Consider the following 23,848-nt stretch of genomic DNA (forward strand, 5'->3'; position numbering starts at 1 on the left):
CATGTCTTCTCGTGCTTCACCATGCCTGCAGACCTGGTGATGCACGAGAAAACATGGTTTACATGATCATTTAGGGGCGGGCGGTCAGAGGCGGCCTGCGGCCTTGAGGTCGAGGTAGGCGTCGGCGACGGCGGGCGGGAACGCCTCCGGCGAGGCGTCGACGATGTGCGCGCCCCGGCGCCGCAGGTGCTCGGCAACCTGATCGCGGCCCAGCCGGTCGTGCTCGGCCGCGGCGGCTGCGTAGACGGCGGCGGCGTCGCCTCGGCCGCCGGCAAGCTCGGCCACACGGGGGTCGGCGACCGACGCCACGAGCACGGTGTGGCGTCCGCTGAGCGCGCCCACCACGGGGAGTAGCCCGTGCTCCACGGTTCCGGAGTCGATACCGGTGATGATCACGACGAAGGCGTGCCGCCCGGCTCGGGTCCGGACCTCCGCGGCGAGACCCTGATGGTCCGTTTCGAGGAGCTCGGGCTCGATCGTGGCCAGTGCGTTGACCATCCGTGGCAGCACCTCGGCGGCGGCCGGGCGTTCCACCGCGGCCCGGACCCGCCGGTCGTAGGCGAGCAGCTCCACTCGGTCGCCGGCCCTCGCCGCCAGCGCACCGAGCAGGAGCGCGGCGTCCATGGCGGCGTCCAGGCGAGGAGCGTGCCGCTCGCCGTCGAGGCTTCCCACCCGGCTCGCGGAGGTGCGCCCCGTATCGAGCACGATCAGCACGTGCCGGTCACGCTCGGGACGCCAGGTGCGTACGACGACGTCCCCACGGCGCGCGGTGGCGCGCCAGTCGATGGAGCGGGTGTCGTCGCCGACGACGTACTCACGCAGCGAGTCGAACTCCGTTCCGGCGCCACGGATCTGCACGGCGGACCGGCCGTCCAGCTCGCGCAGCCGGGCCAGCCGGGACGGCAAGTGCCTGCGGGAATGGAACGGTGGGAGGACGCGTACGGTCCACGGCACGGCGTGCGAGCCCTGCCGGCCGGCCAGGCCCAGCGGGCCCATGGAGCGCACCGTCACCCGGTCGGCGCTCCGGTCGCCCCGGCGCGTCGGTGTCAGGCTCAGCGTGTGGGTGCGCTGCTCGCCGCCGGGGACGTCGAGCGAGAACCGGTCCGTCGCCAGTCCCGCGGACGGCGGCCACGCGTCGCGCAGGCGTCCCCGCAGCCGGCGCCGGCCGTCGTTCTGGATGGTCAGGGAGACGGTGACGCTCTGCCCGAGCCGCACGCTGGTGTCGCCGGCGCGGCTGAACCGCAGCGGCCTGACGGCGGCGGCCAGCGCTGCGTCGGTGACGGCCAGCACCGCGAGCACCAGGGTCGCGGTCAGGACTCCGGTGGCCGACGGCGCGACGACGCCGACGACGACCGCGGCGATCACGGCCAGCAGGGCGAGCCGTCCGGACAGCACCATTACCGCGGAACCGGGACTGTCGCCAGGATGGATTCCAGGACCGAGTCCGCGCCGACTCCCTCCATCTCCGCTTCGGGTCGCAGCGCGATGCGGTGCCGCAGCGTCGGGCCGGCCAGGGCCTTGACGTCGTCGGGCGTCACGTAGTCCCGGCCGGAGAGCCACGCCCATGCGCGGGAGGTGCTGAGCAGCGCCGTCGCGCCGCGCGGGGAGACGCCCAACTGCACCGACGGTGAGGTCCGGGTGGCCTGGCACACGTCCACGATGTAGCCGATCACCTCCGGTGCGATCCGGACGGTGGCTACGGCGGCCCGCCCCGCGGCGAGGTCGGAGGCGGTGGCCACGGGACCGATGCCGGCCGCGGCGAGGTCGCGTGGATCGAACCCGTCGGCATGCCGGCGCAGGATGGAGATCTCGTCGTCCCGCGCTGGCAGGGAGACCGTGAGCTTGAGCAGGAACCGGTCCAGCTGGGCCTCGGGTAAGGGGTAGGTGCCCTCGTACTCCACCGGGTTCTGCGTGGCGGCCACCACGAACGGGTCGGGCAGCGGCCGAGGGGTGCCGTCGACGGAGACCTGGCGCTCCTCCATCGCTTCCAGCAGCGCCGACTGGGTCTTCGGCGGCGTGCGGTTGATCTCGTCGGCCAGCAGCAGGTTGGTGAAGACCGGCCCGGCGGAGAAGGAGAACTCGGCTGTGCGGGCGTCATAGACGAGCGAGCCGGTGATGTCACCGGGCATGAGGTCCGGCGTGAACTGGACCCGCTTCGTGTCGACGTCCAGCGCCGCGGCGACGGTCCGGATCAGCAGGGTCTTGGCGACACCCGGCACTCCCTCGAGGAGGACATGTCCCCGGCAGAGCAGGGCGATCACCAGGCCGCTGACCACGGAGTCCTGCCCGACGACGGACTTGGCCACCTCCTCGCGAAGTGCGCTCAGCGCCGTCCGGGCCTGCTCGGCGGATTCTGTCACGGTCAACGGACCTCCAGTTCCAGTGCGTCCAGTGCGTCGGCGAGGCGGACGAGGCCCGCGTCGTCGGTGGGTTCGGGACCGTCGAGCATGTCCGCGACGGCCGCGGTATCGATGGTGGTTCTCCTGCTGACCGCCTCGGCGACGGCGACTGCCGACGCACTCGCCGGTAGCCCGAACCGGTGTGCGAGCCGCCGCTGTGCGGCCTGCCGCAGAACGGCGGCGGCATGACCGCGCGAGCGTCCGCGACGGTACAGTCTCGCGCGACCCTCGGTGGTCTCGGCGGCACGCACGACGACGGGCAGGGGCTCGGTGACCACCGGCCCCAGGCGGCGCGCCCGCCACCACGCGGCGATCAGCGCAGCGATCACGAGTTGCCAGGCGACCGGCCCTACCCAGCCGGGCAGCAGTTCGATGAAGCTGCGCTCCTCGGCGGCACTCGTCTCGAAGCTGGGCTGATACCACGTGAGCTGCTCTCGCGCCCCGAGCAGGCCGAGCGCCAGTGCCGCATTGCCGTCCTCGTCGAGATGCCGGTTGGTCAGGGGCGCGCTGCTACCCAGGGCGACCAGCTGGCCGCCGCCCCGGTGTGTGCCGGAGAGCAGCGTGGCGGTATCGCCGACGAGGTAGCAGCCGGTGGCTTCCGCGGGCCCCTCGTAGCGGATCCCGCCGAGGCTGGCGCTTCCGGCGCGCTGCGCGGCCGGAAGGTCGCACCCGGGTTCCAGGACGCTTTCGGCGCCTTGTCCGGCGACGACGACATCCGCGGAGAACTGGTCCGGCCGGCTCGGCTGGACCAGGACGATGTCGGCGCCCGTGGCCGTCAGCCGGTCGATCTGCTCGGGCAGCAGCCGGTCCGGCTCGGTGACGAGAAGCGTGCCGCCGTCCTCGCTCGCCTCCACGGCGTCGGCGACGGTCCGCACGGGCGTCACCTCGACGCCCTGGCCCTCGAGCAGCCGTACGACGGCGCGTGCACCGCTGATGTTGACGCCGTCCGGATCGAGATAGCCACGACTGGTCTGGTCCGACAGGACGGTGAGCACCACAGCGAACAGGATCAGGGCCGCTCCGACGACGACCGGGAAACGCCAGCGGGCCCATCGCTGGCGCAGCGTGGGGTCGATCGGGCGGTCTGTCGCGGCGGGATCGTCGACGACGGCGTCCTGAACGGCGGTGTCCTCGACGGCACCGGCCGCTGCGGCGGCGGGGGGCGTCACCGGGGCACCGCCGGCATCGCCGGTTCGGCGGCGGTGTGCTGTGGACGGGCGCTGCGCACCGCCTCGTCGAGCTCGCGGAGGGCGTCGTCGTCGGCCTGCGTCGCGGACCGGTCGCCGTACAGCACCTGATCGAAGGTGCGAGCGCCGTGGTCCAGCTGGGCGGCCAGTTGCGGCAGCCGCGCCGCGGCCAGCCGGGCGACCTCGTCCGCCGTCCGGCTGGAACGCACGTCGACGACACCACGCTCGCGCAGGCCTGTGACCACGGCGCGGAACCGTTCCACCACTGCGGTGTTCCACTCTCCGGCCCGGGCGGCGTTCTCGGCGGCGCTGCGGTGCTCCGCGGCCGTCCGGGGCGTCTCGGAGAAGACCGGCTCGAAGCGACGTCGCCGCCGCGCCATCGGTCCGGTCCGTACCACGAGCAGGATGATCGCGGCCGCCAGCAGCGCCAGCATGACCACGGTCCCCAGGCCGCCGGGGATCGTGTCGGCGGCGCCGCTGATCAAGCGCTCGAACTGCTCCAGAATCCACTCGAGGATGCGAGCCGGCAACGACACCTCGGTCTCGTAGCCGGGCCGGCTCAGCTCCTCGCGGGCCAGATCCCTGGCTTCGTCCCGGTCCAGTTCTATGGGCGTGCTGTGACGGATCATCGCGGGCCCGGCGGTGTCCCTTCCGGTCCGAAACCGCCCGAACGCCCGGGCAGTTCGACGTTGGCCGCCCTGGCCAGTTCGATGTCCAGCGCCTCGCGGCGGATCCGCCGGTCCACGTAGAGCAGCGCGGTGGCGCCGGCGCTGAAGGGAGCAGTGATGGTGGCGCTGATGATTCCACCCAGAGTGCTGACGACGAGAGCGCCGAAGGACATTCCGGCCATCGTGAACATGTCTCCGTCACCGAGGGTGGCGGGCAGGCTGAACGGGATCCCGATCACTTGCGAGACGATGAAGACGATGATGACCACCAGCAGCAGGATGCCGAAGACCCGCCACCACGACCCGGTGACGAGCTGGCCGGACCTGCGCAGGGCCTCGACGACGCCGATAGGCGCCGGGCCGCCGTTTCCGCGGGAGCTGGTCTCCAGCATCAAAGCCGGCGTCGCGAGCGCGTAGCGCACGTAAAGCCAGATGCCGACGAGCCCGGCTGCCAGGCCGCCCAGGAGCAGGATGGCCAGCGCGGCGTCCGGGCTGTTGACCGCCAGGAGGATGGACATGATCACGATCAGGAGCAGCGCGCCGCTCCAGATCAAGGTGTAGAGAATTGTCAGCCCGAGTAGCCGCAGCAGCCGCCCTTTGGCGTGCTGCCAGGTCTCGGCCATGGTCAGGTGATCGCCGATCGCCGCCCGGCCGACGACGACGGTCAGCATGCCGGTGAGGAAGACCGTGCCTATCCAGGTGACGAACAGCACGATCGCGAGGCCGCCCAGCGTGGTGGCGAGGAACTCGAGCGCCTCCTCCGTGGTGATGTTCTCGTTGAGCTGCTCGAGGGCGGTCGCCTCGCCGATGATCACCCAGACGAAGATCATGGCGATCAGCTGGGTGATGATCGCGACGGCCGCGGACAGTCCCAGCATGACGCGGGGGTTGCGGCGGATTGTGGTCACCGCGCCGTCGAGGATCTCACCGACGCCGAGCGGTCGCAGGGGTATGACGCCCGGCTTGACGTCCGGCGGCCGCCACGCCCACCCGGGAGCCGATCCCCAGCCGGAAGGCTGGGAAGGCCCGGAGCCCGGCGGCGGCTGCCCCGGGGGTGTCGGTCCGCCGGGGGGAGGGCTAGGAGGGGGCGGGGCATGGGGAGGAGGAGCGCTCGGAGATCCTGCTGGCTGCTGACCCCCGGGCTGCTCCCAGCCGTGACCGCCAGGATTGCCCCACCCCTGGGGATCGTCGGTTCCGGACATCAGTACCTCTTCCCTTTCTGGCATGCGGACGGCTGCTCGGCAGTGGCCATCATGGCATTTCGAGGGGTGCGTATTCGCAGTTGGTCGCTGGGAGTGTCACCATATGGACTATGAAGGGACGTGTGCTCATCGTCGACGACGACACCGCGTTGGCTGAAATGCTCGGAATCGTGCTGCGCGGGGAGGGATACGAGCACGCCATCGTCACGAACGGTGATGAGGTCATGCCCATTTTCTGGGAGTTCAAGCCCGACCTCGTCCTCCTGGACGTGATGCTCCCGGGCCGGGACGGCATCGACGTCTGCAAGGAGATCCGGGCGGAGTCCGGTGTGCCCATCGTCATGCTCACCGCGAAGACCGACACGGTGGACGTCGTGGTGGGCTTGGAGTCCGGCGCGGACGACTATGTCGTCAAGCCGTTCAAGCCCAAAGAACTCGTCGCCCGGGTGCGGGCGAGGCTGCGCCGCACCGAAGAACCCAAGCCGGAGACGCTGCAGATCGCCGATGTCACCATCGACGTCGCCGGCCACTCCGTCAAGCGCAACGGGCAGCTGGTCTCCCTCACCCCGCTGGAGTTCGACCTGCTGGCCTGCCTCGCCCGGCGCCCGTGGCAGGTGTTCACCCGCGAAGAGCTACTGGAGAAGGTCTGGGGCTACCGGCACGCCACGGACACCCGGCTGGTCAACGTCCATGTGCAGCGGCTGCGTTCCAAGATAGAGACCGATCCGGAGCGCCCGGAGATCGTCGTGACGGTGCGCGGCGTCGGTTACAAGGCCGGGACAGGCTAGCTGCATGGTCGGGATGCTCGCGCGACCCTGGCAGGCGGTGCGTGGGGCATGGCAGCGGTCCATTCAGGTCAGAGTTCTGACAGCGACGCTCACGCTCTCGCTCGTCGTCGTCATCCTGCTCGGCGCCACACTCATGCGCCAGATCACCGACGGCCTTCTGCGCGCGAAGGCGGACTCGGCCGTCGCCGAGGTCTCGGGCGGCGTCGACTTCGCCCAGCGTCACCTCGACGCGGCCGCCGACAACGCCGCCGGATCCTGGAACCCGCAGATCCGTGAGATCGTCGAGCGGCTGGTCAACCGTGGCGGCCAGCCCGGCGGTGACCCGCTGTACGAGATCGTCCTGCTCGGTTCCGAGGACAATGCCGTGTCCATCACCTCTCACGAGAACGGAGGGGAATGGGCTCGGCGGATCGTTCCGGAAAGCCTGCGCGAGCACGTGCGCAGTGAGGCGCGGGTGTTCCGTACGTACACCGCCATCCCCGCCGACGAGCCGGAGGCCGACCCGGAGCCGATCCTCACGGTAGGGGGTCAGGTGACAGCCCCCACGGGCGACGAGTACGAGCTGTATTACCTCTTCCCGCTGACCGAGCAGCAGAACTCCATCGATCTGGTCCGGACCGCGCTCGTGACGGCGGGCCTCCTGCTGGTGCTGCTGCTCGGTGCGCTCGCCTGGCTCGTGACCCGGCAGGTGGTCACGCCGGTGCGGATGGCCGCCCGGATCGCGGAGCGCTTCTCCGCCGGGAAGCTTTCCGAGCGGATGGCCGTGCGTGGCCGCGACGACCTCGCCAGGCTGGCCACGAGTTTCAACCAGATGGCCGCGAGCCTCCAGTCCCAGATCGGCCAGCTGGAGGAGCTCTCCCGGATGCAGCAGCAGTTCGTCTCCGACGTCTCGCACGAGTTGCGTACGCCGCTCACCACGGTGCGGATGGCTGCCGACGTCCTGCACGAGTCACGCGACGAGTTCGCCCCCGTGGTGCGCAGGTCGGCCGAGCTTCTCCAGACTCAGCTGGACCGCTTCGAAGCGCTGCTCAACGATCTGCTGGAGATCAGCCGGTTCGACGCGGGCGCTGCTGTTCTGGTGTCCGAGCGGCACGACGTGCGCGACCTCGTGCACGCGGTGGTCGACGCGGCCGAGCCGCTGGCGGAGCGGAAGGGCAGCCGGATCCTCCTGGATATGCCGTCAGGCCCGTGCGTGGCCGAGGTCGACGCCCGGCGGATCGAGCGGGTCCTGCGCAATCTCGTCGTCAACGCCGTCGAACACGGTGAAGGCCGGGACGTGACGGTCCGGGTGGCCGCGGACGACAACACGGTGGCGGTCGCGGTTCGTGACCACGGTGTCGGTCTGAAACCGGGGGAGTCGTCGCTGGTCTTCCACCGGTTCTGGCGGGCCGACCGGGCGCGCGCACGCACCACCGGCGGCACCGGCCTTGGTCTGTCCATCGCCCTGGAGGACGCGCGGCTGCACGGCGGGTGGCTGCAGGCGTGGGGCGAACCGGGCGAGGGTTCGCAGTTCCGGCTGACCCTTCCGAGACGGCCCGACATAGACATCACCTCGTCGCCGCTGGCGCTGGTCCCCGACGACGCCGGCCGCCGGGCCATCGAAGCGCCGCACGTGGGCGGACCGTATCGCCAGCTCACGCCAGGCGGGCGCGACGGCGACGAGCCGGTGGCGCCGGCCGGCCTGCCCCGGGAGGTGGGACCGCGTGGTGGCTAGCAGGGAGGGAACGCGCCGCCGGTCCGGCGCGATCGCCCTGATCTGTGCGGCAGGCCTGCTGGCCGCCTGTTCGGAGGTGCCGACCTCGGGCCCCGTTGTCGCCGGCAACCCGGTGCGAGCCCAGGATCCGCTGCCGTACGTGGCGTTCGGAGCAGCCGAGCCGCGGGCGGGCGCCGACCCGGCCGCCATCGTCGACGGGTTCATCGATGCGATGAGCGCCTATCAGCCCGGCTATGAGATCGCGAAGCTCTTCCTCACCCCGGAGGCACAGGCCACCTGGAACCCGTCGGCAGGGATCATGGTCCACCGGGGCGCCCGGCCCAGCATCGAGGTGTTCGACGAGACACTCGCCCAGCTGACCATGACGGTGATCGGCGAGGTACGTGAGGACGGCTCGTTCATCGCCGTGAACCCGGACGGTCCGAACAAGATCGACCTGCCGATGGAGCAGGTGGACGGCGAATGGCGAATCGCCGAGCCGCCCCAGGGCACCATCATCTCCGAGGACAACTTCGCCCGCGAGTACGAGTCACACAACCTGTGCTTCTACAACCTCGACGGCGAGATGTTCGTCTACGACCCGGTGTACGTGCCGAAGAGCGGCCAGACGGCCACCCTCCTCACGCAGATGCTGCTGGCGGGCCCGTCGGAGTGGCTGGACCCCGCGGTGCGCACCGCGTTCCCGGAAGCGACGACGCTCAGCGTGGCCAGCGTGCCGATCGACTCGGGCACAGCCACGGTGGATCTGTCCGACGCCGCGGCGGAGAACACCGACGCGGCGCAACGCTCCCGGATGGCTGTGCAGCTCGGCTGCACGCTGTCGGGCCTTCCCGAGGTGAGCCGGGTGGCCATGAACACCGACGGGATCGCGCTCCTGGGTCAGGACGAGTCCACCATTGACGCCGTCGTGCTTGAACGTCACGATCCGAACCTCCTCGGCGCGGGCGGCGCGCTCTACGCGATCCGTGAAGGCAGCCTGGTCCGGGGCGACGGGGACGCGCCGCAACCGGTCCAGGGAGCACTCGGCGTGGCGGAGGACCTCACCGAGGTGGCGGTGGATGCCGGAGGTGGACGAGCCGTCGTCGTCGCGGGGTTCGGAACGGAGCTGCAGACCGCAGCGGTCGACTCCGATTCTCGCCGCACCATCCTGGAGGGCGCGGGGTTCACGTCGCCGTCGTGGGCACGGAACAACGTGATCTGGGCGGTCGGCCAGGCAGATTCCGGCGGTCGCCTCGTGGCGATGACGCCGGAGGGCGCCGAGATCGAGGTTCGGGCCGCCGATCTGGATCAGCGCGACGTGCAGCGCGTGGATGTCTCGCCCGATGGGACGCGGATGGCGCTCGTGGTCGACGGCATCGCCTACCTTGCTCTGGTGGTCGTCGACGGAGAAGCCCGCGACCACGTGTCGGTCGAGCGGCTGCGCCGGATCGGACCGGACAGCGACGCCCTGGACGTCGCCTGGTCCGGCTCCGAACGAGTGGCATTGCTGGTGGGGGACGAGGAAGCGGATCCCGAGGTGCTGGTCGTCGACACGTTCGGCGCCGTTCAGGCGTCCCGGGGCACGGTCGTGGGGGCGGTGTTCGTGGCGGCCGGGGCGGACCAGCGCCTGGTGGTGGCGACGGAGGACGGCATGCTCGTGGAGCACGAGTCCAGAACCCGGTGGATCGAGCTGGGCGAGGGCGGCGCACCGGCATACCCTTGACCGACGATCTTGATCGGCGGCACCGGGGTGGTGACATGACGATGCGGCTTCGTGACCGCTTGGCGGGCGTGGTGGCCGATGGCGGCGACCTGGTGTTCGGCCGGGTCTGCGCCGGGTGCGGCGAATATCCGGGCCTGTTGTGCGATTCTTGCACCGACGAGCTCGTGGGCCCACCGGCACTGCGGGAGCTGATCGGGGACGGCGGTGTCCCAGTGGCGGGCGCCGCGTCCTATGCCGGTGTGGTGGGCGGCATCGTGGTGGAGCACAAGGAACGTGGCCGCCTGGGCCTGAGCCGCCCCCTCGGCGACGCGCTGGCCGTGGCGGTCACCGCGGCCACGGAGGCCGGGTGCACCGGCTGCGCCGGCCGGCAGCTGGCGCTGGTCCCGGTACCGTCCCGGCGATCCACCGTTCGTGGCCGCGGCCACGACCCGGTGCTCCGGACGGCGCGGCGGGCGGCCTCGGTTCTCCGACGAGCCGGCCAGGAAGCCACGGTCATACCCGCGTTGCGGCACGCGCGAAAGGTCGCCGACCAAGCCGGGCTCGGGCGCGTGGCCCGCGATGCGAACGTGCGCGGATCGATGGTGGTTCGTCGCTCGGCGGACCGGTTGCTCGCCCCACGTTGTCCAGTTCTCGTCGACGATGTCATGACCTCCGGGGCCACCTTGCGAGAGTGCGTGCGCGCGTTCGAAACCGCGGGGCTGACCCCCTGCGCGGCCGCCGTCATCGCCATCGCGACGTGACCGGGCCGTCCGGCATGCCCGGTGCGGCCACCAGGTCTGCGAATGCTGAGGCGTACGTAAGAATCTGAAGAAAAGCCGTGATCAACGTGTACGGGAGGCGACCAGCAGATAACGTTTGGGTATGGCACCCGTTGTCCGAATCGAAACAGCCGGACCAGCCAGGGTGCTGCTCCGGGCCGTGTCGCGGGTGCCTTGCCGTTGAACCGACACCGGGAGGTTACGAGTGGATATTGTCGTCAAGGGCCGTCACACCGACGTGCCGGAACGCTTCCGCGATCACGTAGCCGACAAACTCACGAAGTTGTCGAAATTCGATCACAAGGTCATCCGCGTAGACGTCGAACTGTCCAAGGAGAAGAACCCCCGGCAGTCGGATCAGTCCGACCGAGTTGAACTGACCGTCCACTCCAAGGGCCCGGTCATCCGGGCCGAGGCGGCCGCGCCGGACAAGCATGCGGCTCTGGATCTGGCCCTGGACAAACTCACCGCCAGGATGCGCAAGGCGGCTGACCGACGGCGGGTTCACCGGGGAAATCGCACACCGGTGTCCGTGGCCGCCGCGACGGCGTCGTTGAACGGCGTCCTCGACCCCATGCCCGCGCGAGTGCCGGAACAGCCGGTGCCTGAGCCGGCCGAACCGGTGGTGACGGCAGAACCGGAGCTCGTGCCCGCCGCGCCCGGCATGCCTGAGATAGGCGATGGCGACGATGTCCGCATCGAGCGCAACGGCCCCATGGTCGTGCGGGAGAAGACCCACAAGGCCACGCCGATGACCCGGGACCAGGCTCTGTACGAGATGGAACTGGTCGGGCACGACTTCTATCTCTTCGTCGACGCCGACACGAAGATGCCGAGCGTGGTGTACCGGCGCCGCGGCTACGACTACGGCGTCATCCGCCTCGACGTTTAGCGCCCTGCAGGACACGAGGTCCGGGGTCGCCCTCGGCATCAGTGCTTCCGGATAGCGGACAGCTTCTGTCCGCGACCTGTGCGAGCATGGCCGGGTGACCGTGGAGGCGACCACCGCGCGGGTGCTGCGGCTGCTGGCGCTGCTGCAGCGCCGGCCGAGCTGGACGGCTGTCGAGCTCGCGGCCGAGCTGGATGTCACTGAACGCTCGGTGCGCCGCGACGTGGAGCGGCTGCGCTCACTCGGATACCCGGTGCGTGCGACATCCGGAGTCGGCGGCGGCTATCAGCTGGGTGCCGGCACCCGGCTTCCGCCGCTGTTGCTCGACGACGACGAGGCGATCGCGACGGCGGTGTCGTTGCGGATGGCCGCCGGCGGAACTATCGCCGGGGCGGATGAGGCGGCGCTGCGTACGCTGGCCAAGCTCGATCAGGTGATGCCGCCGCGCCTGCGGGCCGAGGTGCGCGCCGTTCACGGCGCGACGGATACGCTCACCGGCTCCGGGGTCGCGGTCGACCCGGAGCTGCTGGTGACCCTTGCCCGGGCGTGCCGGGACGCCGTCCGCGTGCGGTTCCAGTACGCCGGGCGCGGTGGTGACAGCAGCGTGCGCACGGTCGAGCCGGTGCGGATGGTCGCGACCGGCCGCCGGTGGTACCTGATGGCGTGGGACGTGGACCGTGACGGCTGGCGTACGTTCCGGCTCGACCGGATGCGAGAGCCGACCACCACGACCTGGCGGTTCCAGCCCCGGGAACATCCCGATCCGGTCGCCTATGTACAGCGGTCGGTGGTCGCGGCGCCGTACCGCTATGTCGCACGGGTGCGAGTACGTGCCGATGCCGGCCAGGTCCGGGGAATGGTGCCTCCCTCGGTGGGGCGGGTCGAGGACGGCCGTGACGGCTGGTGCCTGCTGACCACGGGTGGCGACGATCCCGAGTGGCTGGCGATGCACGTGGCCAGGTTGGGTTTCGACGTGGAGGTCCTCGGGCCGCCCGAGGTGCGTGAAGCCGCTGGGCGACTCGCGCGGAGGCTGGCCGAGATAGCCGGCACGTGATCGGCCTGGGGACCACGTGATCGGACTGAGAGACGTTGTCGGTGCGGATTGATAGCGTCCCTGCATGGCGCATCGAGACAAGCTGTCCTTGCCGGTCGCGCGGCGAGTGGCGCTCGCCGCCCAGGGGTTCGCCGACGCCCCACCCGCGCGGGCCGACCGCCGGGCACTACGCCGGGTGATCGACCGGGTAGGCGTCATCCAGATCGACTCGGTCAACGTCGTATCCCGCTCGCAGTACCTGCCGGTGTTCAGCCGGATCGGCCCGTACTCGCGGGACCTGCTGGACCAGGCGGCCGGTAAGGCGCCTCGGATGCTGTTCGAGTACTGGGCCCACGAAGCCTCGCTGCTCCCGGTCCGGACCCAGCCGTATCTCCGTCCCCGCATGGCCAGGGCGGACGAGGTCGCGTGGGGCCGGATGCGGCGTATCGTGCGTGAGCAGCCCGAGTTCGTTGCGTGGGTCCTCGATGAGATCAAGCGCCTCGGCCCGGTCACCGCTGGGGAGATCGAGCACGACGCGCCTCGGGTCAAAGACCATTGGGGCTGGAACTGGTCCGACGTGAAGACCGCGCTGGAGTACCTGTTCTGGGCCGGCGAGGTCACCTCCGCCGGACGCAACGGCTCGTTCGCCCGTCTCTACGACATCCCTGAGCGGGTGCTTCCGCGGGACGTGCTGAACGTGCCCACGCCGTCGGACGAGGACGCCCATCGAGAGCTCGTCCGCATCGCCGCCCAGGCACACGGTGTCGGTACCGAGCGGTGCCTCCGGGACTACTTCCGGCTCGACGCCGCCAGGGCCCGGCAAGCCATCGGCGAGCTGGTCGAGGATGGGCAGTTGTTGCCGGTGGCGGTGGAGGGATGGCAGCGTCAGGCGTATCTGTACCGCGACGCCCGCGTGCCCCGGCGAGTCAGCGCCCGGGCATTGCTCAGCCCGTTCGACTCGCTGATCTGGGAACGTGCCCGCACCGAGACGCTCTTCGGCTTCCGGTACCGGCTGGAGATCTACGTGCCCAAGGAGAAGCGGGTGCACGGGTATTACGTGCTGCCGTTCCTGCTCGGGGACCGGCTCGTGGCGCGGGTGGACCTCAAGGCGGATCGGCAGGCGAGCGTGCTCCGCGTCCAATCCGCCTGGGCCGAGCCTGACGCACCACCGGAGACCGCCGGTGAGCTCGCGGCGGAGCTGGCGTCGATGGCGAGCTGGCTCGAGCTCGACGGCGTGGCGGTCGCCGGCTACGGGGACCTGGCCGCGGACCTCGACGCGGTCGTTCGCCACGACACGTAGGCCGGTTCGCCGCGACGTAGGTTGCTCGTCGTTATTCGAACTCGTCCGCGAGCAGGTCGTAGCGGAGGTGGTCGGAGTACGGGCCGTCCAGCAGCGGGGCCGTCGCACGCTCCACCCCGCTGTACCGGAAACCCAGGCGCTCGATGACCTTGCGGGAGCCCTCGTTCCCGGCGGCGTGCTCCACCACCAGCCGCCGCAGGCCCAGGCCGCCCTCGCGATCGGAGACGAAGGCGTGGCGGACCATCAGCCGCGCGGCCTCGGACGCTACGCCCGCGCCGCGCGCTGCCGGATGGACCATATATCCGATCACGCCCTGGTCCGGATGCGGTCCGGTCAGTCGCAACGAGAACGAGCCCATAGCCGGCCCATTCGCATCTGTAGCCGCGGCCCAGGTGACGGCCTGCCCCGTCGCCGCTTTCTCGCGTGCCCGGACGATGAACTCAAGCGCGTCCTCGCGCGAATAGTCACGTGGAAGCAGGCTGAGCCACCGTTGCGACTCCGCGTCCCGGGCGGCCTCGGTGATGGTGTCGGCGTCGGACTCCTCGAACGGGCGCAGGGTCACCCGGCTGCCGTGGATCGTCGGGATGTCGAGCCAGCGAGTACGCGGCCGCATCGGCTCGCCTGGCAGCAGCGTGGCGACCCAGGCGTCGCGACGGACGCCGCGCTGCGTCTGTCCACCGCGTACCAGGCCGTCGTGACGAAAGCCGGTGGCCCAGGCCACCCGTCGCGACGCCCAGTTGCCGTCGTAGGCCCACCAGATCAGGTGGGTGAGGTTCACCTGCGGATCGCTGAACAGCCGGGTCGCGATGGCGCGGACGGACTCGGACACCATGCCGCGACGCCGAGCCCGCTTGTCGAGCCAGAACCCGATCTCGCCCCTGCCGTCCCCGGAGAGGGTTACGCCGATCATCCCCATCAGCGCCCTCGTGTCCGGATCACGCATCGCCCAGTTCAGCGACGTGCCGGTCTGCCAGCCCTCGGGGACCAGGTGCCGGACGAACGTCGCCGCATGATCCCGGATATATGGGGACGGCACCGTGGTCCAGTCCCGGATATCCGGATCCTGGCACAGCATGGTGATGCGATCGATGTCGTCGGCATCGGGTGTGGACAGGACGACGTGGTCGCCTTTGAGCTCGAACGGCCTCACATCCGTATCCTGCACGGACACAGCGGTACAGGCCAATGGAAATACGACTGGACACGGGACGGCGGGCGCAGCCGCCGGTCCCCGCCGGATTCGGGCACTCTGCCGGTCGCCAAGACGTTACCTTTGCGGCGACTGCGACGTACCATGGTTCGTTGGGTCCGCCTATGCTGGGCCTCTCGCCGCTTCGCAGAAAAACCTGTCGTCTAGGAGTTGACCCGCGTGCCCGTTCTGCTCGACAAGATTCTCCGCGCCGGGGAAGGCAAGACCCTCAAGCGCCTCGAAGCGATAGTGAAACAGGTCAACAGCATCGAAGAGGACTTCGTCGATCTCTCCGACGACGAGCTTCGCGGCCATACGGAGGAGTACCGAAAGCGCCTCGCCGACGGTGAGACGCTCGACGACCTCCTGCCGGAAGCCTTCGCGACGGTCCGGGAGGCGGCGAAGCGCGCCCTCGGACAGCGGCACTTCGACGTCCAGATCATGGGTGGCGCGGCCCTGCACCTCGGCAACATCGCCGAGATGAAAACCGGTGAGGGTAAGACCCTGGTGGCCACGCTGCCGTCCTACCTCAACGCGCTGTCCGGAGACGGCGTGCACATCGTGACGGTCAACGATTACCTGGCCCGCTTCCACGCCGAGTGGATGGGCCGTGTCCACCGGTTCCTCGGGCTCGAGGTCGGTGTCATCCTCAACGGCTTGACCCCGTCGCAGCGGCGAGAAGCGTACGCCGCCGACATCACCTACGGCACCAACAACGAATTCGGCTTCGACTACCTCCGGGACAACATGGCCCAGCGCCTGGAGGACATGGTCCAGCGCGGGCACAGCTTCGCCATCGTCGACGAGGTCGACTCCATCCTCATCGACGAGGCGCGGACGCCGCTGATCATCTCCGGTCCAGCGGACCAGCCCACCAAGTGGTACGGCGAGTTCGCCAAGATCGCCCAGCGGCTGCGCAAGGACACCGACTACGAGGTCGATGAGAAGAAGCGCACCGTCGGCATCCTGGAGCCCGGCATCGAGCGGGTGGAGGACTGGCTCGGCATCGAGAACCTCTACGAGAGTGCCAACACGCCGCTCATCCAGTACCTCAACAACTCCATCAAGGCCAAGGAGCTCTACCGCCGGGACAAGGAATACGTCGTGGTGGACGGAGACGTCCTGATAGTCGACGAGCACACCGGCCGAGTCCTCGGCGGCCGCCGCTACAACGAGGGCATGCACCAGGCCATCGAGGCGAAGGAAGGGGTGGAGATCAAGCAGGAGAACCAGACGCTGGCCTCGGTCACCCTGCAGAACTACTTCCGTCTCTACGACAAGCTGTCCGGCATGACCGGTACCGCGATGACCGAGGCCAGCGAGTTCGACAAGATCTACAGCCTCGGCGTGGTGCCGATCCCGCCGAACCGCCCGCTGGCTCGCATCGACAACGACGACCTCATCTACCGGACCGAGGACGCGAAGCTCGTGGCCGTCGTCGACGACATCGCCGAGCGGCACAAGAAGGGCCAGCCGGTGCTGGTCGGCACCACCAGCGTCGAGAAGTCCGAGCGGCTCTCCCAGCTGCTGCGCAAGCAAGGCGTCCCCCACGAAGTGCTCAACGCCAAGCAGCACGACCGGGAGGCCGCGATCATCGCCCAGGCCGGTCGTCGGGGTGCGGTCACCGTCGCCACCAACATGGCCGGCCGAGGCACCGACATCATGCTCGGCGGAAACCACGAGTTCATGGCCGCCGCAGAGCTGAAGCAGCGGGGACTCGACGCAGCGGAGGACCCGGAGGAGTATTCGGCAGCCGAACCGGCCGTGCTGGAGAAGTACGAGGCTCAGGTGTCGGCCGAGCGCGACGAAGTACGCCAACTGGGCGGGCTGTACGTCCTCGGTACCGAGCGGCACGAGTCCCGCCGGATCGACAACCAGTTGCGAGGCCGCTCCGGCCGGCAGGGCGACCCGGGCGAGTCGCGCTTCTACCTGTCGCTGCAGGACGACCTGATGCGGCTGTTCAAGTCCGAGTGGGTCGAGATGATCATGCGGACCCTCAACCAGCCCGACGACGCGCCGATCGAGCACAAGCGGGTCAGCAGCGCGGTGAAGGGCGCCCAGGCGCAGCGCGAGGCACAGAGCTTCGAGATGCGCAAGGACGTGCTGAAGTACGACGACGTCCTGAACGTGCAGCGCAAGCTCGTCTACGAGGAGCGCCGCCGCGTCCTCGGCGGTGAGGACCTGCACGAGCAGGTGCTGAGCATGATCGACGACGCCGTCACCGGCTACGTGGCCGGAGCCACCAGCGGTGGATACCCGGAGACGTGGGATCTGGAGGAGCTCTGGACGGCGCTGGGCACTCTCTACCCGGTCTCCGTCGAGGCCGAAGCAGTGGTCGAGGAAGCCGGCGGCCGGGAACGGCTCACCGCTCACCTGCTGTCGGAGAAGCTCGTCGCCGACGCGCGCGCGGCCTACGCGGCGCGCGAGGAGTCGCTCGGCTCGGAGGTGATGCGCGAGGTGGAACGCCGCGTCCTGCTCAACGTGATCGACCGGAAGTGGCGCGAGCACCTGTACGAGATGGACTACCTGCGAGAGGGCATCGGCCTGCGCGCGTTCGCGCAGAAGCAGCCGCTCGTCGAGTACCAGCGTGAAGGCTTCGACCTGTTCACCGCGATGATGGACGGCATCAAGGAAGAATCGGTCCGGCTGGTCTTCAACCTCGAAGTCCAGGTGAAGAAGCGCGACGGCGATGCGGCCCCCGAAGGCGCGGAGGGCGGCGAGGCTGCGCCCGTGGTCGAGGCCAAGGGTCTCGCCCCGGTACAGCGGCCTGCTCAGTTGCAGTACACCGCACCTACTGTCGACGGAGATGCCGGAGTCCAGCGGCGGACCGAACGAAGCGCCGCCGTGGCATCGGGTGCCGGTGGTGCGCGTGGAGCGCACGCCGCCGCGGAGCCCGGCGAGTCCGGCGCGGGCGGCGAGTTCGAGGGCGTCTCCCGCAACGCGCTGTGCCCCTGCGGGTCCGGCAAGAAGTTCAAGCGTTGCCATGGAGATCCGAAGCAGCGCGCCGCGATGAACTGATCTCACCTGCCGCTGTTCGGCCGGTCGCGGGTCGGGTCCTTTCTGCCGACCGTCCGGGCGACGGAGATCTCCTCTGCCGACTGCTCAGGGGCTGCGCGGTGACGCATGCGCAGCCCCTCGTGCCGCACGGTGACGCATGCGCAACCCCTCGTGCCGCACGCTTCTCCCCGCGGCGCACTCCCATGCGCTCCTTCCTGCACAGACCCCTTAGAGCGGGTCCTTCAGAGCGGCAACATTCCATGCGGCAGCTGTGGTGATCGCTGTGTGAATTCCGGCCGGTGTATCCGGGCCGGCGCGGTCGTGCGACATGCCGTGTGAGGCGGCGCCGGTCGGGGCGGTCGGAACCACCACGGCAGGGCACGCACCCGGTGTGAAGATCACCGTGGAAGGATCTGCCCTATAAAACGCCCTGGTCGCGCGTGCCGTGAAGATCATCGTGCAAGAAAGTGCCGCTTGGCGGCGGGTCGTGAAGATCGTCGTGGTTGTTCTGACCGAGGGGAGCGCCGGCGCGGCTGCGGGGCGGCCGTGCATTGGGCCGAACGTGTGTCGCGGAGCGGCTGGGTCCTTTATGGTCGGTGGTATGGCGGCGGGGTCGAGAGTGAAGTGGCCGGCCGGTCCGTCGCGGCCTCGGGTTCGTCGTACCTGGACCTGGACGTCCGTCGTCGCGTGCGTGGCGGCGGTGACCGTATACGCGGGCAGCGCGGCGTCGGCATCGCCGTCGGCGGTGGGTGAGGGTCTCGGGAGCCTTGAGGCGAAGGTCGTCCGCGACGCGCCGGCGGGCGTGGTCTCACTTGGAGACTCGTACTCGTCCGGCTTGGGCGTCGGCACCTACGACGACGACTGCGACCGCACGCCGCAGTCGTGGGGCATGCTCATCTTCGACGACGACGTGTCCGCGTCCGATCGCCTGACGCTGGCCTGCTCCGGCGCGGACATCGCTGAGGTCTACGATCAGCTTGAGGAACTGGAAAGACTCGGCGGGACAGGCGGCCGCCTGATCACCCTCACGGTGGGCGGTAACGACATCGGCTTCGCCAGTGAACTCGCCAACTGCTTCGTGCCCTTCGTGGGGTGTGACTCCCGTGAAGCTGTTCTCCGAGCCGAGATCGAGGCGCTCGTCGATCCGCTGACCGATCTCTACCGGGCTGTTCAAGCGGCCGCTCCCGGCGACGAGGTGATCGTCGGCGGCTATCCGCTCCTCGTGCCGGACCCGGCCGTACGGGACAGCTGCCGGGCGCTCACGCCGCTGTTGACCACGGCCGAGCGGGAGATGATCCGGCGGCTCGGAACAGCGCTGAACCAGGTGATCGACGAGGCGGCGACCGCAGCCGGGGTGAGGTCCGCCGGCGCACACCTGGAGACCACCTTCGACGGTCGCGAAGCCTGCGCCAACGGACCCGACGACTGGATCAACGGCCTGAAGCTGAGCTGGCCGTTCGGCGGTACCGAGGAGGAATGGGAGAAGCGCTGGGGCATCGCCGCCACGTTCGTGCGCGACTCCTTCCACCCGAACGCGGCAGGCCAGCGCGGCTATGCGGACGCGTTCGCCCAGGTATGGTCGCGGTCCTAGCGTCCTGATGCAGCGCCCTCCACCAATGTCCGGACCAGCGCCCGGCGCCCTTGGCGGGGTGGTTCTCGGTCACACAAGATCGAGCGCGGTGCACAGCCAGCGCCTGTCCCTCATTTCGAAGCGCATCGCCAGCGCCCGGGCGCGTGGGCCCTCCTGGATCACCACCGCAGCCTCGAAGACCTGGGGGCGCACGTCGCAGACCCGCAGGGACCGGACCGACGGCGTGGCGGCAGCGGAGACCCGCCGCCGTACCGCACGTTCCGACAGCGACGCGTACACATCGCTGCTGGTCCAGCGCAGCAGCTGAGACAGGGCTCGCTGCCCGTACAGGGCCTCCACTGCCCATACCGCGAACCGGGCGCACCAGTGCTGGGGCTCGGCCGGGCCTGTGGCCCTGCCGCCCGGTGGGCCGGCGGCACCGGGTCTGCCAGGGCGCGTGCGTGCGGACCGCCTGGACGTCGTGACGCTGAGTGGGAGAGTGCCCTGCAGAGCGTGCTCGGTAGCTCCTCCGGTCGGCGGTGCCGGCGCGCGTTGCGGCGTGATGCCCAGTTCGTCGTCGAACGGGGGATTCTGTGGTGGAACCGGAAGTCTTCTCGGCCCCTTCGAGGGGGACAGGTGGCGCGGCATCGTGGGTCTCCTTCGAGTCAGTGGTGCGTGGGCGGGGTCAGGCGCATGCCGGGATGGACCAGGTCGGGGTCTTCGCCGATCACCGAGCGATTCGCGGCGAACCAGCGGCGCCATTCGGCGGTGATCTCGGCCGGCGTCGGAGGGGCGGGCGATGGTCGGGCGCGTCGCAGATGGTGATCCGCGATGCTCCACAGGGTTTGGCCTCTTTCGACGACGATGTGCTGCGTGCTTGCCTGCTCCGGCGGTGTGTCGTCGGGCATCGTCCGGTCCTCAGGCGGCGCCCCGTCCTCCGGATCGTCCGCCGGCGGCCGGTCCAGAACCACCGGTGTGACCACTTGCGGGCGCCCGACGCCCGGAAGGCCGGATGCTCCGTCCGCGCCGTCGGCACAGGCTCCGCCAGCGCGGGCCGCTGAGACCGATACGGCGTGCACCGGCCACGGCGCCCCGCCGTCCCCGGAGCCGGAGGCCGTGGTGGCGGAGGCCATGGGTGTCGCGACCACCAGCACTCCAAGGGTTGCCGGGAGCAGCCGGTGCAGCATCCGTGGTGTGATCCGCCGTGCGCACCGCATTGCCAGCCGTCCTGCCCTGCCCGGCAGAGTGGCCAGCATCACGGCGACTGTGACGAACATGAGCCAGCCGATCACGAGGGACGCTGTCCCGCCGCATGCCACGGCGATCAGCTCTTCGTAACCGGCGGTGCCGTTGGTGACTGCCCTGACTGGATGCTCCAGTGACCAGCGCAGCACGGCAGCCGCGCCGGCGAGCCCGCCGAGAAGCACGCCCTCGTCGCGTCCGACACCGTGGCGCCAGGCGTGGTGATCGCTTCTGTGATGTGTAGCCATCGTTGACCTTCGTTTACTTGTGTTTACTTCTGACAACGATGAAACAGCCTCGGGAAGCGGTTCGTCAAGGGTGGACTTGAACCAGCACTCCCTGGAGGTCTGAGAGCTCGACGCCGCCCGGGTATACGGTCGTCCGGTGCGCTGGGAACGTCTCTTCACCGACATGGAGGCACAGCTCGAGGCCGCTGACCGGCTCGGGCTCGACGACGACATCGCGGTACGGACGCAACGCGAGCGGAAGACCGTTCATCTCGCGGGACGTATGCGTCTCGACCGGGGCGCGTGGCTCGACCTCCGGGTCGCCGGCGTCGGGCCGGTCCGGGCGGTGCTGTGCGACCTCGGGCCGGACTGGATGCTGTTCGGCGACGAGGCAGGCGCGGAGCTGCTTGTTCCCAGTGGTGCGCTGATCGCTGTCCAGGGGCTGGGTGTCCGGGCGGCCGTGAACCCGACCGGTGCCGATCGCCAGATGCTGATGTCCATGGGATTGGCGTTCGCGCTGGAGGCCATCTCGCGCGACCGCTCCGTCGTGGCCGCGACAGTCGCCGACGGTACCGCCTTCACGGGGATGATCGACCGGGTGGGAGCCGATTTCATCGATCTGGTGACCCGGATCCCAGGAGAGCCCCGGAGCGGATACACACCCCGCGGCGTCGCGATCCCGCTGGCGCAGCTGAGCCTGGTCCGCAGAGTCTGACTAAGGATCGGCCGGTTCGCTGTCCCGGTTATCCACAGATCGCGGACTGGCCCCTCCCCGTGGGCGCCTCGTCCGGCTAGCATGCGCGGATGGTGATCATCGGTGCGCCTCCGGCCGCCCGTGGCCCGGCCGCGGACATGGATGCTCCGCAGGCGACGCGGTTGCGGCGGGCACGGTGGCGCAACCCACAGCTTCTCGCCGGTGTACTGCTGGTTCTCGTATCGACCGTCGCCGGCGTCCGGATCGTCGCCGGCGCTGATGACACGGTCCCCGTTCTCGTCGCCGTCCGCGATCTCAGCCCCGGCTTGCCGCTCACCGGCGAGCTGGTCGAGGTCCGGCAGGTGGCATTGCGAGATGCCCACGAGATGTACGTGCCGGGGCCGGTCCGTGGCGATTATGTCCTGCGGCGGGAGGTCTCGGCAGGTGAACTGCTGCCTGTGTCCGCGGTGGCCACGGCGGACGAGCTGGCCGGCGGCGCGGGCTCGCTGCGGCTGCTGGCCCTGGCCGTGCCCAGCGGGGAGGCTCCGGCGGGCCTGGGGACGGGAGACGTGGTCGACGTCTGGCTGACGCCCGAGGGGGAGGGTGAAGCCGAGCTCGCGGCGTCGTCGCTGACGCTCGCCAGCGCGGGCGCCGACGGCACGTTCGGTGTGAGCGGTGGCCAGACCGCCGTGACAGTTGCTGTCGAGGCTACGGGCGAGGAGCCGCTCGAGGAACTGGTGGGCCGGCTCGTCGCCGCGAGCCGTGACGGCCGTATCTATCTGTCCCGGCTTCCCTGAGGAGACGCAGCATGGGTGCCACAGACCGGATCCAGTTGCTCACGGCGGTGAGCGACGCCGACGAGGATGCCAGGCTCATCGGGGCGCTGGAGAGCAGCCCGGGCCGGTTCGTCGTGGCTCGCCGCTGCGTCGACGTCGCGGACCTGCTGGCCGCGGTGGGTGCCGGCCTCGGCCAAGCCGTCCTCGTCACGGCGAGCTTGCGCCGGTTGGATCGGGACGCGGTCAGCAGGCTGCACAACGCGCCGGTCGCCGTGATCGGTGTCGTGCCCTCGGGCGACTCCGCCGGTGAACGTGAACGACTGGCCGCGCTGGGGATTCGCACGGTGGTCTCCCTCGTGGCGCCTCCGTCGGAGCTGGCCGATGCCGTGACCACGGCCATCGCCGAGGCCGGCGGTGGCCCGGGGCCAGATGCCTTGCCGGTGTTCGGAACGGCTGACCGGGATCGCATCAAGGACATGATGCGCGCCGGGGGTTCCTTGCGGCTCGACGACGATCAAGCGGACACCCTGCGTTTCATCGAGCGTGGAGGTCAGAACGGCAGGCTGGTCGCGGTTTGGGGCCCATGCGGCGCTCCGGGCCGCACCACCCTCGCGGTCAACATCGCGATGGAGGCGTCGCTCGCCGGCGAGTCGACGATCCTGGCCGATGCCGATACCTACGGTGCCTCGGTAGCGCAGAGCCTGGGCCTGCTGGACGAGGCTCCGGGGCTGGCCGGCGTGGCGCGGGTCGCGAACAACGGGCAGCTCGATCCGATCTCGCTGGCCCGCTACGCCCGGCGGATCACCGCGAACCTGCACGTGCTGACCGGGATAGGGCGGCCGGCGCGGTGGACCGAACTGCGGCCGTCGGCGTTGTCGGCCGTGTGGGAGCAGACCCGATCCGTGGCCGCCACCACCGTCGTGGACTGTGGGTTCGGCGTGGAGGAGGACGAACTGCTCAGCTATGACACCGAGGCACCCCAGCGCAACGGCGCCACGCGCGCCACTCTGCGCTCCGCCGACCTGGTCGTCGCTGTCGGCTCGGCTGATCCTGTGGGGCTGGGGCGCCTGGTCCGCGGACTGGACGACCTGACGGACGTGTACGGTGATGCGTCTCCGCCCGGGATCAAGGTGGTGGTCAACCGGGTCCGGCGTTCGGTCGCCGGTCCGGATCCGCAACGGCAGATCACCGAGGCGCTGCTCCGGTACGCCTCGGTGGAGCCGTTCGGGTTCGTGCCGGACGACCCAGCCGCGCTGGATGCGGCCCTGCTCCAGGGACAGGCGCTCGCCGAGATCGCCCCGCGGTCGGCGGCCCGCCGAGCGGTCGCGGAACTCACCCGCCGGCTCCTCGGCGCCGAGGCTGAGACCGATACCGGCGCCAAGGCTGTCCGATCCGCCGCGGCGCCCCGCGGGATCGCGCGCCTCCGACACTAGCCACAACCCCTGGCATGGGTTGTGGTCGTCGGGGCGCCCGATATGTCCCTTGACAGCGACCACAACCCCAGCGAAGGCTT

Annotated in this window: 20 protein-coding genes; 12 read left to right on the plus strand and 8 right to left on the minus strand. The window is 70.0% G+C overall.

Going from position 1 to position 23,848, the window contains the following annotated elements; all coding sequences use genetic code 11:
- Positions 1-84: 84 nt before the first annotated feature.
- From G1H11_RS18530 to G1H11_RS18550, 5 genes are read right to left on the minus strand one after another with little or no spacing between them, the layout of a single operon-like run.
- The gene (locus G1H11_RS18530; RefSeq protein ID WP_163820070.1) at positions 85-1,398 is read right to left on the minus strand and encodes a DUF58 domain-containing protein; all 1,314 of its coding nucleotides are present in this window, start codon (positions 1,396-1,398) and stop codon (positions 85-87) included.
- The gene (locus G1H11_RS18535) at positions 1,398-2,366 is read right to left on the minus strand and encodes an AAA family ATPase (RefSeq protein ID WP_163820071.1); all 969 of its coding nucleotides are present in this window, start codon (positions 2,364-2,366) and stop codon (positions 1,398-1,400) included. Before G1H11_RS18535 ends, G1H11_RS18530 begins: the two co-directional genes overlap by 1 nt.
- Entirely contained in the window at positions 2,363-3,568 is a 1,206-nt protein-coding gene (locus G1H11_RS18540; protein WP_163820072.1) for a DUF4350 domain-containing protein, read from the minus strand. Before G1H11_RS18540 ends, G1H11_RS18535 begins: the two co-directional genes overlap by 4 nt.
- Positions 3,565-4,215 (minus strand): DUF4129 domain-containing protein, encoded by a 651-nt coding sequence (locus tag G1H11_RS18545; protein WP_163820073.1) that lies wholly within the window; start codon positions 4,213-4,215, stop codon positions 3,565-3,567. Before G1H11_RS18545 ends, G1H11_RS18540 begins: the two co-directional genes overlap by 4 nt.
- Positions 4,212-5,480, minus strand: coding sequence for a DUF7847 domain-containing protein (locus tag G1H11_RS18550; RefSeq protein ID WP_484555961.1), 1,269 nt, complete (start codon positions 5,478-5,480; stop codon positions 4,212-4,214). Before G1H11_RS18550 ends, G1H11_RS18545 begins: the two co-directional genes overlap by 4 nt.
- Positions 5,481-5,566: 86 nt before the next feature.
- On the opposite strand from G1H11_RS18550, the gene mtrA reads away from it, so the two are divergent.
- The 7 genes from mtrA to G1H11_RS18585 all read left to right on the plus strand — a co-directional run bounded on the left by mtrA (position 5,567) and on the right by G1H11_RS18585 (position 13,640).
- Positions 5,567-6,244: an MtrAB system response regulator MtrA gene (gene mtrA / locus G1H11_RS18555; protein ID WP_163820075.1), complete on the plus strand. Its 678-nt coding sequence runs from the start codon at positions 5,567-5,569 to the stop codon at positions 6,242-6,244.
- A gap of 4 nt (positions 6,245-6,248) precedes the next feature.
- Positions 6,249-7,958, plus strand: a complete 1,710-nt coding sequence (mtrB, locus tag G1H11_RS18560) for an MtrAB system histidine kinase MtrB (protein WP_163820076.1) — start codon at positions 6,249-6,251, stop codon at positions 7,956-7,958.
- Complete coding sequence (locus tag G1H11_RS18565) at positions 7,948-9,660, plus strand: LpqB family beta-propeller domain-containing protein (RefSeq protein ID WP_163820077.1); 1,713 nt, start codon at positions 7,948-7,950, stop codon at positions 9,658-9,660. Before mtrB ends, G1H11_RS18565 begins: the two co-directional genes overlap by 11 nt.
- A 35-nt stretch (positions 9,661-9,695) precedes the next feature.
- Complete coding sequence (locus G1H11_RS18570; protein ID WP_163820078.1) at positions 9,696-10,400, plus strand: ComF family protein; 705 nt, start codon at positions 9,696-9,698, stop codon at positions 10,398-10,400.
- 223 nt (positions 10,401-10,623) lie between these two features.
- Positions 10,624-11,310: a ribosome hibernation-promoting factor, HPF/YfiA family gene (gene hpf, locus G1H11_RS27165; RefSeq protein ID WP_163820079.1), complete on the plus strand. Its 687-nt coding sequence runs from the start codon at positions 10,624-10,626 to the stop codon at positions 11,308-11,310.
- Between the two features lie 94 nt (positions 11,311-11,404).
- Positions 11,405-12,361: a WYL domain-containing protein gene (locus G1H11_RS18580; protein WP_163820080.1), complete on the plus strand. Its 957-nt coding sequence runs from the start codon at positions 11,405-11,407 to the stop codon at positions 12,359-12,361.
- Positions 12,362-12,425: 64 nt separating this feature from the next.
- Positions 12,426-13,640 carry a winged helix-turn-helix domain-containing protein gene (locus G1H11_RS18585; protein ID WP_163820081.1) on the plus strand — a complete coding sequence of 405 codons (1,215 nt, stop codon included), beginning with the start codon at positions 12,426-12,428 and terminating at the stop codon, positions 13,638-13,640.
- A gap of 31 nt (positions 13,641-13,671) precedes the next feature.
- Here G1H11_RS18585 and G1H11_RS18590 read toward each other — a convergent pair whose 3' ends face one another.
- Positions 13,672-14,790 (minus strand): GNAT family N-acetyltransferase, encoded by a 1,119-nt coding sequence (locus G1H11_RS18590; protein ID WP_163820082.1) that lies wholly within the window; start codon positions 14,788-14,790, stop codon positions 13,672-13,674.
- 219 nt (positions 14,791-15,009) lie between these two features.
- Here G1H11_RS18590 and secA point away from each other — a divergent pair, with 219 nt between their 5' ends.
- The gene (gene secA / locus G1H11_RS18595) at positions 15,010-17,847 is read left to right on the plus strand and encodes a preprotein translocase subunit SecA (protein ID WP_163820083.1); all 2,838 of its coding nucleotides are present in this window, start codon (positions 15,010-15,012) and stop codon (positions 17,845-17,847) included.
- Between the two features lie 580 nt (positions 17,848-18,427).
- The gene (locus G1H11_RS18600) at positions 18,428-19,417 is read left to right on the plus strand and encodes an SGNH/GDSL hydrolase family protein (protein WP_163820084.1); all 990 of its coding nucleotides are present in this window, start codon (positions 18,428-18,430) and stop codon (positions 19,415-19,417) included.
- A 69-nt stretch (positions 19,418-19,486) separates the two neighbouring features.
- On the opposite strand, the gene G1H11_RS18605 is transcribed toward G1H11_RS18600, so the two are convergent.
- Entirely contained in the window at positions 19,487-20,044 is a 558-nt protein-coding gene (locus tag G1H11_RS18605; protein WP_163820085.1) for an Rv3235 family protein, read from the minus strand.
- 17 nt (positions 20,045-20,061) lie between these two features.
- A complete protein-coding gene (locus G1H11_RS18610; RefSeq protein WP_163820086.1) occupies positions 20,062-20,886 on the minus strand; it encodes a LysM peptidoglycan-binding domain-containing protein in 825 nt (274 codons plus the stop codon).
- A gap of 136 nt (positions 20,887-21,022) precedes the next feature.
- Here G1H11_RS18610 and G1H11_RS18615 point away from each other — a divergent pair, with 136 nt between their 5' ends.
- From G1H11_RS18615 to G1H11_RS18625, 3 genes are all read left to right on the plus strand, one after another.
- Positions 21,023-21,580 carry a hypothetical protein gene (locus G1H11_RS18615; RefSeq protein WP_163820087.1) on the plus strand — a complete coding sequence of 186 codons (558 nt, stop codon included), beginning with the start codon at positions 21,023-21,025 and terminating at the stop codon, positions 21,578-21,580.
- A gap of 89 nt (positions 21,581-21,669) precedes the next feature.
- Positions 21,670-22,356 (plus strand): SAF domain-containing protein, encoded by a 687-nt coding sequence (locus G1H11_RS18620; protein ID WP_163820088.1) that lies wholly within the window; start codon positions 21,670-21,672, stop codon positions 22,354-22,356.
- 11 nt (positions 22,357-22,367) lie between these two features.
- Positions 22,368-23,768, plus strand: coding sequence for a CpaE/TadZ family protein (locus G1H11_RS18625; RefSeq protein WP_216843910.1), 1,401 nt, complete (start codon positions 22,368-22,370; stop codon positions 23,766-23,768).
- The last annotated feature ends 80 nt before the right edge of the window (positions 23,769-23,848 follow it).

It is taken from the genome of Phytoactinopolyspora alkaliphila, assembly GCF_010550695.1.
Lineage (GTDB): Bacteria > Actinomycetota > Actinomycetes > Jiangellales > Jiangellaceae > Phytoactinopolyspora > Phytoactinopolyspora alkaliphila.